The sequence below is a fragment of the Halosimplex marinum genome (assembly GCF_051414075.1).
Lineage (GTDB): Archaea > Halobacteriota > Halobacteria > Halobacteriales > Haloarculaceae > Halosimplex > Halosimplex marinum.
In genome coordinates this window covers 312,865-326,241 of sequence record NZ_JBLKNY010000003.1, presented here as the reverse complement: position 1 = coordinate 326,241, position 13,377 = coordinate 312,865, and the positions used below count along the sequence as shown (strand labels likewise).

The 13,377-nt window shown below is 70.2% G+C and carries 10 protein-coding genes; 6 read left to right on the top strand and 4 right to left on the bottom strand.

The genetic code is table 11. The annotated features are described in order from the left end of the window. Positions 1-120 precede the first annotated feature (120 nt). On the top strand, positions 121-1,143 hold the full coding sequence (locus ACMGFI_RS02570; RefSeq protein ID WP_436907099.1) for an AEC family transporter: 1,023 nt from the start codon (positions 121-123) through the stop codon (positions 1,141-1,143). Positions 1,144-1,160: 17 nt separating this feature from the next. Here the strand turns inward: ACMGFI_RS02570 and ACMGFI_RS02565 are convergent, their stop codons facing one another. Further along, positions 1,161-2,393 (bottom strand): MBL fold metallo-hydrolase, encoded by a 1,233-nt coding sequence (locus ACMGFI_RS02565; protein WP_436907098.1) that lies wholly within the window; start codon positions 2,391-2,393, stop codon positions 1,161-1,163. A gap of 248 nt (positions 2,394-2,641) precedes the next feature. Between ACMGFI_RS02565 and ACMGFI_RS02560 the strand changes: the two genes are divergently transcribed. Next, positions 2,642-4,483, top strand: a complete 1,842-nt coding sequence (locus ACMGFI_RS02560) for a sensor histidine kinase (RefSeq protein WP_436907097.1) — start codon at positions 2,642-2,644, stop codon at positions 4,481-4,483. Positions 4,484-4,596: 113 nt separating this feature from the next. Here ACMGFI_RS02560 and ACMGFI_RS02555 read toward each other — a convergent pair whose 3' ends face one another. Both ACMGFI_RS02555 and ACMGFI_RS02550 read right to left on the bottom strand, forming a co-directional pair. Further along, positions 4,597-6,525, bottom strand: a complete 1,929-nt coding sequence (locus ACMGFI_RS02555) for an ABC transporter ATP-binding protein (RefSeq protein WP_436907095.1) — start codon at positions 6,523-6,525, stop codon at positions 4,597-4,599. A 160-nt stretch (positions 6,526-6,685) separates the two neighbouring features. Next, the gene (locus tag ACMGFI_RS02550) at positions 6,686-8,632 is read right to left on the bottom strand and encodes an ABC transporter ATP-binding protein (RefSeq protein ID WP_436907093.1); all 1,947 of its coding nucleotides are present in this window, start codon (positions 8,630-8,632) and stop codon (positions 6,686-6,688) included. Between the two features lie 107 nt (positions 8,633-8,739). Here ACMGFI_RS02550 and ACMGFI_RS02545 point away from each other — a divergent pair, with 107 nt between their 5' ends. From ACMGFI_RS02545 to ACMGFI_RS02530, 4 genes are all read left to right on the top strand, one after another. Continuing rightward, entirely contained in the window at positions 8,740-9,411 is a 672-nt protein-coding gene (locus tag ACMGFI_RS02545; RefSeq protein ID WP_436907092.1) for a TetR/AcrR family transcriptional regulator, read from the top strand. Between the two features lie 68 nt (positions 9,412-9,479). Continuing rightward, on the top strand, positions 9,480-9,785 hold the full coding sequence (locus ACMGFI_RS02540) for a cupin domain-containing protein (protein WP_436907091.1): 306 nt from the start codon (positions 9,480-9,482) through the stop codon (positions 9,783-9,785). Between the two features lie 117 nt (positions 9,786-9,902). Further along, a complete protein-coding gene (locus ACMGFI_RS02535; RefSeq protein ID WP_436907090.1) occupies positions 9,903-10,715 on the top strand; it encodes an aldo/keto reductase in 813 nt (270 codons plus the stop codon). Positions 10,716-10,779: 64 nt separating this feature from the next. Then, positions 10,780-12,243 (top strand): FAD-dependent oxidoreductase, encoded by a 1,464-nt coding sequence (locus tag ACMGFI_RS02530; protein WP_436907089.1) that lies wholly within the window; start codon positions 10,780-10,782, stop codon positions 12,241-12,243. A 23-nt stretch (positions 12,244-12,266) separates the two neighbouring features. Here ACMGFI_RS02530 and ACMGFI_RS02525 read toward each other — a convergent pair whose 3' ends face one another. Further along, entirely contained in the window at positions 12,267-13,286 is a 1,020-nt protein-coding gene (locus ACMGFI_RS02525; RefSeq protein ID WP_436907087.1) for an oxidoreductase, read from the bottom strand. Positions 13,287-13,377: the final 91 nt, after the last annotated feature.

The following is a 13,377-nucleotide window of genomic DNA, read 5'->3' as shown; positions in this document are numbered from 1 at the left end:
GCCGGGTTTCGACTCGACGGTGAAAACGGTTTAGAAACGGGAGCGACCCGCCGAGACCGCCGCAGTCCAGCGACGAGTCGATAGCGTTATCGGCAGCGATACCGACGGGGCGACCAACCCGTGCAGGTACTCGACGCGCTCGGGTCGATCCCCTCGGTCTTCCTCTCGTCGGTCGCGCCGCCGCTCGCCATCGCCCTCGCGGGCTACCTCCTCGGGCGCGTCCGCGAGGTCGACACCGAGCCGCTGAGCACGGTCACCGTCTACGTCCTCCTGCCGGCGCTGGTCTTCGAGACGCTCGTCACCCTCGAAGTCGGAGTCGGGACCGTCACCGCCGCGGTCGGCGCGATGGTCGGATTCACGGCGGTCATGGGCGCGCTTTCGTGGGCGGTCAGCCGCGCGCGCGGTCGGGAGGGGACCGTCGTCGTCGGCGCCGCGATGGCCGCCGCCTTCCCCAACACCGGCAACTTCGGCATCCCCGTCGCCACGTTCGCGTTCGGCGCCGCCGGCCGGTCGACGGCCGTCCTGTTCGTCCTCGTCCAGAACCTGCTCCTGTACACCGTCGGCGTCTACCTCCTCTCGCGGGGCGGGGAGGGCAGCGACCGGGCCGCGCTCGGCCGCGTCGCCCGCCAGCCCGTGGTCTACGCGCTGGTGGCGGCGGGCGCGGCGGTCGCGCTCGGCGTCGTCCCGCCCGAAGGGGGCACGGCGATGGACACCCTCCGGCTAGTCGGCGACGCCTCGATCCCCGTCTTCCTCGTCGTGCTCGGCCTGCAGGTCGAGGCGATGGACCTCGCCGCCACCGTCAGGGAGACGCTGCCGACCGTCGGGCTGAAACTGCTCGTCGCACCGGTCGTCGCCGTCGGGGTCGCGCTACTCGTCGACATCGGCGACCCGGCCGTGACCGCCGCGTTCGTCGTCCTCGCGGCCGGCCCCTCGGCGGTCATCCCGCTCGTGCTCTCCATCGAGTTCGGCGACGACGCGAGCGATCCGAGCGGGGAGGGAACTGCGACCGGGCCGACGGAGGGCGCGCCGGCGACCGTCTCGACCGCCGACTACGTCGGGACGGTCGTCTTCCTCACGATCCTCGGGAGCCTCCCCGTGGTCACCGGACTGGTGCTACTCGCCGAGCTGGGCATACTGGGCTGACCAGTGACTGCGAGCGGTTACACCTCGACGGCGTCGCCCACCGCGGGCGCCGTCGCCGCGAGGCCGTCCTCGCGGAGTTCGGCGGCGAAGGCCTCGCAGCGGTCGCCGTGGTTGACCAGCACCTCCGCGTCGCGGTACTCGTCGAGGAAGGCGAGCAGCCCCTCGCGGTCGGCGTGGGCGGAGAAGTCGTACTGCTCGACCCCCGCGGCGACGGGCATCCGCCGGCCGTCGATCTCGGCGCTCCCGGTCTCCAGCAGCTCGCGGCCGGGCGTCCCCTCGACCTGGTAGCCCGTCATCGCGATCTTGTTCGTCGGCGAGCCGCGGATCGCGGGGATGTAGGTCATCGCCGGGCCGCCCGAGAGCATCCCGCTGGTAGTGACGATGACGGTGTTGTCGTCGGCGATGCGTCGGCGTTGCCCGTCGCGGCCGTCGACGAAGCGAGCGTTGGATTTGGCCCGCCCGAGCGCGTCGGCGTCGCGGACGAACTCGGGGTGCCGTCTCAGCATCTCCGTCACGCGCTTGCCCATCCCGTCGACGTAGCAGTCGACGTCGTGGGCCTCGCATATCAGGAGGACCTCCTGGGTGCGCCCGATGGCGAACGCGGGGACGACGACGGTGCCGCCCTGCCATATCGTGGTTCGGACGCTCTCGGCGAACCGCTCCTCGATGGCCGCCCGGTCCTCGTGGGTCACGTCGGAGTAGGTCGACTCGCAGATCACGGCATCCGCATCGGGGCGAGCTGCCGTGCCGGACACGAGGCGCTGGTCGCCGGTGTGGAAGTCGGAGGTGTACAGCAGTCGCGTCTCGCCGTCGTCGACGAGGACGTGGGCGCTGCCGGGGATGTGGCCGGCCTCGTAGAAGGTGACCTCGTAGCCGGCGGCCTCGAAGGGCTCCCGGTAGCCGTGGGTCTCGGAGACCTGGGTGACCCGTCTGACCTCAGTTTCGGTGAACGGACAGTCGTAGGTTCCGCCGTGGAGCTTCAGCGTGTCGCGGGCGAGCGTCAGGGCGAGTTCCCGCGTCGGCGGCGTCCAGTGGATCGGCGGCCGGCGGTCGCCCGAGCACAGCGACGGGACGGCGCCGACGTGGTCGAGGTGGCCGTGGCTGACCACGACCGCCTCGGGGTCGACGCTGTCGACGGGAAACCGCGGCGGGTTGCCGGTCAACAGCCCGTAATCCAGCAGGAGGCGGTCGTCGACCAGTATCGCGCTCCGACCGACCTCGCGGGCGCCGCCCAGGAACCGCACGTTCATCGGCCCTCCCTACCGCCCTCGACCGCTTGGGTCCGTCGGTTCGCCGTCGCCTCTCTCCCCCCTCCGTTCGCACCCGCTCCGATTCTCGGAATCATATTTGATATTATATTGTGGTGTTCTATATCCTCGGTTATGGCGCCGAATGTGCGAATTAATCGGATATGATCCGTCGCATCTTCTACCGTCAGTCTCAATTTTGATTCCATGGCGAGAATTCTTTAGTCAGTACGCGTATCAGGTAGGGTATCGTGGTCTCGGAGACTGTCTACGTCGGGGTGGTCGCGCTCTCGACGGCGATCGCGGCGGTCGCCGCGTGGTGGTTGTGGGACGAGGAGATGAACCTGCAGGGGCGGCTGTTCGTGGGGATCGTCGCCGTCTACGCGGTGGCGGGACTGCTGGTGATCGGCGAGCTACTGGCGCCGTCGCGGATGTGGATGATCGCGGCGTACAACTTCGAGAGCGCCGTCACGGCCTTTCTCCCCCTGCTGTGGTTCCTGTTCATCCTTGAGTACACGGGCTACCTCCGGCGGGTCCCCCGGGCGGCCGTCTACGCGCTGGTCGGCTGGAACGTCGTGGTCGCGGCCCTGGAGATCACCAACCCGATACACGACCTGGTCTGGAGCGAGTACACGGTCCTCGCGTCGCCGTTCCCGTACGTCCAGGGGGAGGGGACCGCGCTCGCGGTCGCGCTCGTGCTCCCGGGCACGTTGCTGTACTACGCGTCGATCGCGCTGCTGGGCGCGCACCTCCTCGTCGGGCCCAGCGTCGGGCGCAAGCAGACGGCCGCGCTGCTCGTCGGCTACCTCCCGACGTTCGCCATCTTCACGCTGTGGTTCGGCGGCGCCATCCCGGGGCCGCTGACCGGGGCGCTGGTCATCGGGTCGCCGCTGATCCTCGCCGTCGTGGCCTGGGCGGTCTTCAAACACCAGCTGTTCGACCTGGCGCCGCTGGCCCGCGAGTCGGTCCTCGAAGTGCTCGACGACGCCGTCGTGGTCGTCGACCGCGACCGCCGCCTGCTCGACTACAACGCGGCGGCCGCCGAGACGTTTCCGGCCGTCCCCGACCACGAGGGCGAGCCCGTCGAACGGGCCGTCCCCGAGCTCTGTCCGGTCGCCGAACGGGACGGGGACAGCGCCGACGGTGACGGGGAGGCGGATACGGCGGCCGCTCGTCGGCGGGTCGTCGACGGCGCGGCGTCCAACCCGGAGCCGGGGCGGGAGCCGACTGCGGTGCTCCCCGCGGAGGGCGCGCCGGACTCGCCGTTCGTCTCGACGTTCACGCGGTTCGAGGACGGCGAGGTGCGGGAGTACGACGTGACGGTCTCGCCGCTGGAGGTTCGGGGGTCGGTCGCGGGGTACACGCTGGTGTTGCGGGACGTGACCGAGCGACGCCAGCACGTCCGGGACCTCGAACAGCAGACGACCCAGCTGGAGCGGTTCGCGAGCACGCTCAGCCACGACCTGCGGAACCCGCTGAACGTCGCCTACGGCCGGATCGAGCTCGCCCGCGAGCAGTACGACGACGAACACCTCGACACCGCCGGCGACGCGCTCGAACGGATCGAGGGGATCATCGACGACACGCTCACGCTCGCCCGGGAGGGTCAGACCATCGACGAACTGGAGCGGGTCGACCTGGCGACGGTCGCCCGCGACGCCTGGGACACCGTCGACACCGCCGACGCCGAGCTGGACGTGGCGGCCGACGCGTCGGTCCGGATCTACGCCGACGCGACGCGCCTGCAGTCGGTCTTCGAGAACTGCTACCGCAACTGTATCGACCACGGCGGCGCGCCGGTGACGGTCACCGTGGAGCGCACCGACGACGGGTTCGCCGTCGCCGACGACGGCCCCGGCGTCCCGCCCGACCGGCGCGAACAGGTCTTCGAGTACGCCTACTCGACCGACGACGACGGGACCGGCCTGGGCCTCGCAATCGTCGAGGCCATCGCCCGCGCCCACGGCTGGTCGGTCGAGATGACCGACAGCGAGAGCGGCGGCGCGAAGGTGGTGTTCTCCGGCGTCGAGACGGTCGAGACGCCCATCGCCGGCGACGGCGGCCGCCCGGTCGTCGGTGTCTCGGACGACTGAACCCGCGAGTCGCAACCGACGTGCGCCCGCTCATACGGATTATTGCAAGACATTCCGGGATCGACCGCACGCAGTCGTGCGGTCGACCCGGTAAACGCTTGCAATAATCCGTATCAGTCGTCGTCGAGGCTGGCGCGCTCGCGCTCGGCGGTGCGCTCGACGAACTCCTCGGGGAGCGCGTCGACCTCGCCGACCTGGACGCTCCAGAGGTTCGCGTACAGCCCGTCGGCCTCCAGCAGGTCCTCGTGGGACCCCTGTTCGACGACCTCCCCGTCGTCCATGACGAGGATCGTGTCGGCGTCCCGGACCGTCGACAGCCGGTGGGCGATGGCGAAGGTCGTCCGCTCGGCCGTCAGGTTCTCCAGCGACTGCTGGATCAGCACCTCCGTCTCGTTGTCGACGTGGCTGGTCGCCTCGTCGAGGACGAGGATCTCGGGGTCCTCGAGGATGGCCCGCGCGATGGCGATACGCTGGCGCTGGCCGCCCGACAGCTTCACGCCGCGCTCGCCGACGGTCGTCTCGATGCCGTCGGGCAGGTCGGAGACGAACTCCATCGCGCCGGCCATCCCCAGCGCCTCGATGATCTCCTCGTCGCTCGCCTCCAGCCCGTAGGCGACGTTCTCCTCGATGGTGCCGTGGAAGAGGTACGGCTCCTGGCTGACGTAGCCGATGTGGCTCCGCAGGCTCGACAGCGACAGGTCCCGCACGTCGGTCCCGTCGATCCGGATCGTCCCCTCGTGGGGGTCGTACAGCCGCATCAACAGCTTCAGGAGCGTGGTCTTGCCCGCGCCCGTCGGGCCGACCAGGCCGACGAAGTCGCCGGGTTCGGCGGTGAAGGTCACGTCCTCGACGGAGTCCTCGTCGGCCTCGGGGTAGCGAAAGCGCACGTCCTCGTACTCGACGAGCCCGTCGACGCCGTCCAGGTCGATCGCGTCGTCGTCCTCGTGGATCGTCCCGGGGTCGTCCATCAGGCCGACGACGCGCTCGGCCGCGGCGAACGCATAGCGGTAGTTGTTGACGACGTTGCCGAACTGCCGCATCGGCCAGAGGAACCGCCGCGACCACAGCAACATCGTGGTGAGCGTCCCGAGCTGGAGCGTCCCCGAGAACGGGCCGGGCGCGCCGAAGAGAAGCCAGTAACCGCCGACGAGGAAGGTGATCACGTAGCCGAAGCCCGTGATGATCCGCAGCGAGGGGAAGAACTTGATCCGCGTCGAGATGGCGTCCCAGTTGGCGTCGAGGTAGTCCTCGGAGGCGGACTCGACGCGGTCGCGCTCGAAGCCCTCGCGGCCGTAGGACTTGACGACCTCGATGCCGCCGATGTTGTTCTCCAGCCGGGAGTTCAGCGCGCCCACGGAACTCCGCACGCGGCCGTACTTCGGGCCGATCTTCTGGACGAACACGTAGCTCGCCACGGCGAGGACGGGGATAGAGAGGAGGGCGACGACGGCCAGCTGGGCGTTGAGCCACACCATCAGCGCACCCGTCCCGACGACGAGGACGCCGATGCGGATGCCGGCGTTGAGGTCGTTGGTGAGGAAGCTCTCCAGCTGGTTCACGTCGTTGTTGAGGATGGACATGATCTCGCCGGTCTGTTTCGAGTCGAAGAAGCTCATGTCCAGCCGCTGGACCACGTCGTAGGTGTCGACGCGCACCTCGTGCTGGAGGTGCTGGGCGAAGCGGTTCCACGCCCAGGAGTTGACCCAGTTCAGCGTCGCCGTCAGGACGTAGATGGCCGCCACCGCGCCGACGGCGAACCAGAACTGGCCCTCCGTGGTGGCGGGGATCGCCGACTGGGGGACCAGCGGCAACCGGAACGGCTGGGTGCCCGCGAACAGCGAGTCGATGGCGATCCCCAGGATGAGCGCCGGGATCAGCTCGAAGAAGCGCGCGACGATACTCGCCACCGCGCCCAGCGCGAACTCGCCCTTGTAGCCGCGCCCGTACTCCGTGAATATCCGCCACATCGGCCGCTCGGCCGACTCACGGAGGTCCTCGAACGCGTCGGCGTCGTCGTTCCCGCCGGAGAAACCCCATGACATAGCACCGCATAGCAACCCCCTCCTTAAATAACTAACTCTCGTGTTAGTCCCGCGTCGCCGGTCGGCCGGCGACCGTCCGTCCAGACGGGTCGGCCGGTCGGCGGGCAGGCAGTCACGTTTCAGTCGAGCTCGGCCAGTCGGCGGGCGGGCGGTCCCCGTCTCAGTCGAGGTCGCCCGGTTGCGGTCGACTCCCGGCGGCCCGGTCGAGGAACTCCTGGGGCAGGGCGTCGATCTCGCCGACCTGGACGCGCCACAGGGTCGCGTAGAGGCCGTCCGCTTCCAGCAGGTCCTCGTGGGTCCCCTGCTCGACGAGTTCACCGTCGTCCATGACGAGGATCTGGTCGGCGTGGCGCACCGTCGAGAGGCGGTGGGCGATGGCGAAGGCCGTGCGGTCCTCGATGAGGTCGTCGAGGCTGTTCTGGATCACGGCCTCGGTCTCGTTGTCGACGTGGCTGGTCGCCTCGTCGAGGACGAGGATCTCCGGGTCTTTCAGCACCGCGCGAGCGATGGAGACGCGCTGGCGCTGGCCGCCCGACAGCTTCACGCCGCGCTCGCCGACCTTCGTGTCGTAGCCGTCCTTGAGGTCCGCGATGAACTCGTGGGCGCCGGCGACCCTCGCCGCGGCCTCGATGTCCTCGTCGGCGGCGTCCGGGACGCCGTAGGCGATGTTCTCCCGGACGGTGCCGTAGAAGAGGTACGGCTCCTGGCTGACGTACCCCACCGACTGGCGGAGGCTGCGGAGCGTCACGTCCCGCACGTCGGTCCCGTCGACGCGGACCGCGCCGTCGTCCACGTCGTACAGCCGGAGCAGTAGCTTCATCAGCGTCGTCTTGCCCGCGCCGGTCGGGCCGACGAGCCCGACCATCTCGCCGGGTTCGACCTCGAAGGAGACGCCGTCGAGGACCTGCTCGTCCTCGCCCTCCTCCGTCTCGTAGGCGAAGCGCACGTCGTCGTACTCGACGCGGCCCTCGACCGCGTCGAGTTCGACCGCGTCCGGTCGGTCGGTGACGCCGGAGGGGGTGTCCAGCAGGCCGACGATGCGCTCGCCCGCCGCCTCGGCGTACTGGTAGTCGTTGATGATCTGCCCGAACTGGCGCATCGGGTAGACGAACCGCCGGGAGTACGAGAGGAAGACGACGAGCGTCCCCGCCGTCAGCGGGCCGTTGAAGAAGGGGAGCGGCTCCGCGACGAGCCCGCGGTTGACCATCACCCAGTAGCCGCCGACGAGGAAGGTTGCGGTGTAGCCGGCGGCGGTCACCAGCCGTAGCGTCGGCCAGAAGGCGATCCGCGTCGTGATGGCGTCCCACTGGGCGTCGAGGTACTCCCGGGAGGACTCCTCGACGCGGTCGGTCTCGAACCGCTCGGTCGTGTAGGACTTGACCACCTCGATGCCGCCGAGGTTGTTCTCCAGCTGGGAGTTGAGCTTGCCCACCGACGAGCGGACCTCCTGGTACTTCGGGTGGATGCGCCGGACGAAGACGTAGCTGGCGTAGCCCAGCGCGGGGATGATGACCGTCGGGACGATGCCCAGCCGCCAGTTGATCAAGAGCATCGCGAGGCCCATCCCGCCGACGCGGAAGACGATGCCGATGCCCTGGTTGAGGCTGTTGGTCAGGAACCCCTCCAGCTGGTTGACGTCGTTGTTGAGGATCGACATGACCTCGCCGGTCTGCTTGTCGTCGAAGAAGGACAGTTCCCGGCGCTGCATGGCGTCGTAGGCGTCGACGCGCATCTCGTGCTGGAAGTGCTGGGCGAAGCCGTTCCACGCCCAGGAGTTGAGCCAGCCCAGCCCCGCCCCGAGGACGTGCGAGCCCGCGAGTAGCCCGATCAGCAGGACGAACTGCTCGACCGGCGCCGCGGGGAGCCACTCCGCCGGGACGAACGGCAGCCGGAACGGCCGGTCGGCGGTGAGAAAGGAGTCGATGGCGACGCCGAGCAGGAACGCCGGGACGAGCTCCATCAGCGTCGAGCAGACGCTGGCGAACCCGCCGACGGCGAACCGGGCGCGCTGGCCGCGGCCGTACTCCCCGAACAGCCGCACCATCGCGTTGGCCTCGTCGGCGCGCAACTCCTCGAACTCCTCGTCGTCGGGGCCGCCCGGTGGCATATCCCCCCGTATCGGCCACGGGGTGATAAGACTGACTCTCCTGTTAGTCGGGCGGGAACGTTCCAGCGGCGCGGAAGATTTTTGCCCGCGGCCGGTAACACGTGGGTATGGCTTCCGAGGTGGACGTGCAGGGTGACACGCACCGGGAGATAATGGGTGCGACCTACCACGCGCTGTGCAAGCACGGCTACGCCCACCTCACGATGCAGGACATCGCCGACGAGTTCGACAAGAGCCGCTCGCTGCTGCACTACCACTACGACACCAAAGAGGAGCTGATGCTCGCGTTCGTCGACAACACCGTCGGCTGGGTCGGCGCGCGCCTCGCCGAGTCCGACACGGAGGAGCCCCTGGAGCGGCTGGAGGAGTACGTCGACGGCTTCGTCATCGAGCCCGGCGAGGAGGACCGCGAGACGTTCGCGCTCGCCCTGCTCGAACTGCGCGTCCAGGCCGTCCACAACGAGCAGTTCCGCGAGAAGCTCGCGACCCACTACCAGACGAACATCGACACCGTCGCGGAGATCATCGCCGACGGCATCGACGCCGGCGTCTTCCGCCCGGCCGACGCCGAGGAGGTCGGCGAGACCATCTACACCGCGCTCGTGGGCGCCCGGATGTACCAGGTGACGCTCGGCGCCGGCCACGCCAGCCGCCGGATGCGCGACCGGATCGCCGAGTTCGTCGTCGAGGACCTGCTCGTCGACGGCCGCACGGTCGCCGAGTTCAACGTCGAGGACGCCGGGTTCGGCAAGGACGACGGCGACGACGCGGACGGCTGACGCCCGCGACCGCCGTCGACCCCGACGCGACCGCCGGAACTAACGCTCGCGGCGCCAAACGGCCGACCATGAGACGCACCAGCCTCGACTTCGAGGACTTCTTCGACGTGCGCGAGACCACCGAGGACGCCCAGGCCGCCCAGATGACGCTCTCGCCCGGCCAGTCGACCGGCGGCCCCGACAACCGCCACGCCGACAGCGACCAGTGGCTGTACGTGGTGTCGGGCTCCGGCGGGGCGACGGTCGACGGCGAGGACGTGCGCTTCGAGGCGGGCGATCTGCTCGTCATCGAGGCCGGCGAGACCCACGAGATCGAGAACGACGGCGACGAGCCCCTGGAGACGCTGAACCTCTACGTGCCGCCGATCTACTGAGCCGGCGGTCCCCGCGAGCGCCGCCTTCGCTCGACCGCGGCGATCGACCACGGGGTCGGTCGCGCCCGGGCTTCCGCGACCGGCAGGGTCAAACGCCGACGGCCGCAAGGCCGGACTATGCCAGTCGACGACCTCCCGCAGCTCGGGCTGGGGACCTACTCCGACGACGACCGCGAGCAGTGGCGCGAGAACGTCCGGACCGCCCTCGACGTGGGCTTTCGCCACGTCGACACCGCGCAGGTCTACGAGAACGAGCGGTACGTCGGCCAGGGACTGGCCGACAGCGACGTGGCCCGCGACGACGTGTGGCTCTCGACCAAGACCGTCCACCACGACGTGCCGCCCGAGCCCGAGCAGGTCCCCGAGGCGATCGACGGCTGTCTCGACCGCCTGGGCGTCGACACCGTCGACCTGCTGTACGTCCACTGGCCGTCGGGGGTCTACGACCACGATGAGGTCCTGCCGGCGTTCGACGCTGCCTACGAGGCCGGGAAGACCCGCCACGTCGGGCTGTCGAACTTCACGCCGGAACTGCTCGACGAGGCCCGGGAGGTGCTCGACGCGCCCCTCTTTGCCCACCAGGTCGAGATGCACCCGCTGCTCCCCCAGCGGGAACTCGTCGAGCACGCTCAGGAGCACGACTACCGGCTGGTGGCGTACTCGCCGCTGGGGAAGGGTACAGCGCTGGACGTGCCCGAGATCGAGCAGGTCGCGGAGAAACACGACGCGACGCCGGCGCAGGTGTCGCTGGCGTGGGTGCTCTCCCACGACAACGTCGCCGCCATCCCGAAGGCCAGCAGCCGCGAGCACATGGCACAGAACCTCGCCGCGCTGGACCTGAAACTGGACGAGGAAGATATCGAACTGATCGACTCCATCGACGAGCGCCACCGGGAGATCGACCCCGACCACGGCCCCTGGAACTGGTAGCGCCCGTCCGCGCGCGCCGCACGACGGGCCAACGACTACGTGGGTCCGCGCCGATTCCCGAGCCATGACAGCCGAGCCGTTCGTCGTGGTCGGCGGCGACGCCGCCGGCCTGAGCGCTGCGAGCAAGTGCGCCCGCGAGGACCCCGACCGCGAGGTGGTCGTCTTCGAGCGGGGGCCGTGGGTGTCCTACGCCCACTGCGGGACGCCCTACTACGTGAAAGGCGAGGTCGCGGATCTGACCGACCTGCTGTCGCTGTCGCCCGAGGACATCGACGAGCGGGGGATCGACCTCCGCCGCGAGCACGAGGTGACGGGGCTCGACACCGACGACCGGACCGTGACCGTCCGCGGCCCGGACGGCGACCGCCGCGAACGGCCCTACGGCGACCTGCTCGTCGCCACCGGCGCCCGCGCGCTGACCGACCCGGTCGACGGTACCGGCCTGGCCGGCGTCCGGTCGCTCCACGGGCTGGACGACGCGGCGGCGATCCGCGCGGCGCTCGAACCCGCGGGCGAGGCGACCGTCGAATCGCTCGGCGGCGGCGACTTCCTCGATCCCGACGTAATCGAGCCCTACGCCGATTGGGAACCGCCGGAGACGGTCGCCGTCGTCGGCGGCGGCTACGTCGGCGTCGAGATGGCTGAGGCGTTCGCCGCCCGCGACCTGGACGTACACGTCTTCCAGCGGAGCGACCACCTCCTCGACCCCTTCGGCGAGGCCGTCGCCGAGCGGGTCGAGACCGAACTGCGCGACCGCGGCGTCACGCTCCACCTCGACACCGAGGTCGAACGGCTGGCGGGCGACGGCCGCGTCGAGCGCCTGGCGTGTGTCGGCGGGACCGCCCTCGACGTGGACCTGGCGCTGGTCGGCGTGGGGATCCGGCCGAACGTCGAACTCGTCGCCGACACGGCGGTCGAACTCGGTGACTCGGGCGCGGTCGCGGTCGATGACCACGGGCGCACGTCGGTCGAGGGCGTCTACGCCGCGGGCGACTGCGCCGAGGCGCGCCACGCTGTCACCGGCGAGTTCGACTGGGTGCCGCTCGGGCTGACGGCCAACCGCGCGGGTCGCGCGATCGGTCAGACCGTCGCCGGCGACCCGAAGTCGGCCGGCGACCCGAAGCCGACCGGCGACGTCGCCGGGACGGCCGTCGTCAAGGCGTTCGCCCAGGAGTGCGGCCGGACCGGGATCGTCGACCACGAGCGGGCTGAGACGGCCGGCTTCGACCCCGTGAGCGAGACGATCACCGACCTGTCGCGGTCGAGTTACTACCCCGGCGCCGCCGAGACGGTCGTCACGCTGACGGCTGACCGCGAGACGGGGCGGCTGCTCGGCGGTACCATCGTCGGCACCGACCGCGCGGCCGTCCGGATCGACACCGTCGCGACCGCGCTGGAGGCCGACCTCACCGTCCCCGAGGTTGAGGCCCTCGATCTGGGCTACGCGCCGCCGTTCTCCCCCGTCTGGGACCCCGTGCTGACGGCGGCGAAGGTCCTGAACGGGTCGCTGGACGGGACGGACGACTGACGGGGAGGAAACCCATTCCCCCGTCAGTCCGCACCGTTCGCGGCCTCGTCGCTCGCTTCGCCCGGGGCGGCGTCCGCCCCCGGTTTTGCCGCCTCGGCGATCGCGTCGAAGTCGTAGGTGACACCCGTCATATCCTCGGAGAGGGCCCAGAGCCGTTCGGCGCGGTCGGTGTCGTAGGATGCGTCGCTGGAGCGCTGGGGTTCGGGGTGGCCGCGTATATCGAACAGCCCGCCGGGGCCGACGTAGGCGCCGCCGTCGACGCCGGGTTCCGTCGCGGCATAGATTAGCGGGAGCGCCCCCATCTCGGCCGACTGGCCGAGGACGGCGTTCATCGCCCGCATCGCGTACAGCTTCACGGTCGACCCCTCCTCCTTCGGGCCGCGCGCCTGCAGCGAGGTGTCGGCGTAGCCGGGGTGGCAGGCCACGGAGATCGTGTCGTCGATCCCCGCCGCCGAGAGCCGGCGCTGGAGTTCGTAGGCGAACAGGAGGTTCGCCAGCTTCGACTGCCCGTAGGCCTCCCACTTGCCGTACGACTCCTCGTGGTTGATGTCCGCGAAGTCGATCTCCCCGCCCTGGTGGGCGCCGCTGGAGTGGGTGACGACCCGCGTCTCGCCGGGCGTGGCGACGACCCGCTGGAGGAGGTGGCCCGTCAGCGCGAAGTGGCCGAGGTGGTTGACGCCGAACTGTGTCTCGAAGCCGTCGGCCGTCTCCGAGCGCGGGATCGCCATCACGCCCGCGTTGTTGCAGAGGACGTGCAGTTCGTCGTAGTCGGCCAGGAAGCCCTCCGCGAACGACGCGACGGAGTCGAGGTCGCCCAGATCGCACTCGCGCACGTCGAGGGAGTCGCCGTCGAGCCGCTCCTCGTCGCGGATCTCGGCGGCCGCCCGCTCGCCGCGGTCGACGCTGCGGCAGGCCATCACCACGGTCGCCCCCTTCCGGGCGAAGGCGCGGGTCGCCTCGTAGCCCAGGCCGCTGTTTGCCCCGGTGACGACGAACGTCTGCCCCGACAGGTCCGGCACGTCGGCGGCGGTCCAGTTGCTCATACCCGCTGTTCGGGCGCCCGCTACTCAAGCCCGGCGCCAAACGAGTCCGGTGGCACGAAGACGGGCGGCGCCCGTCGCCACCCGCTCACCA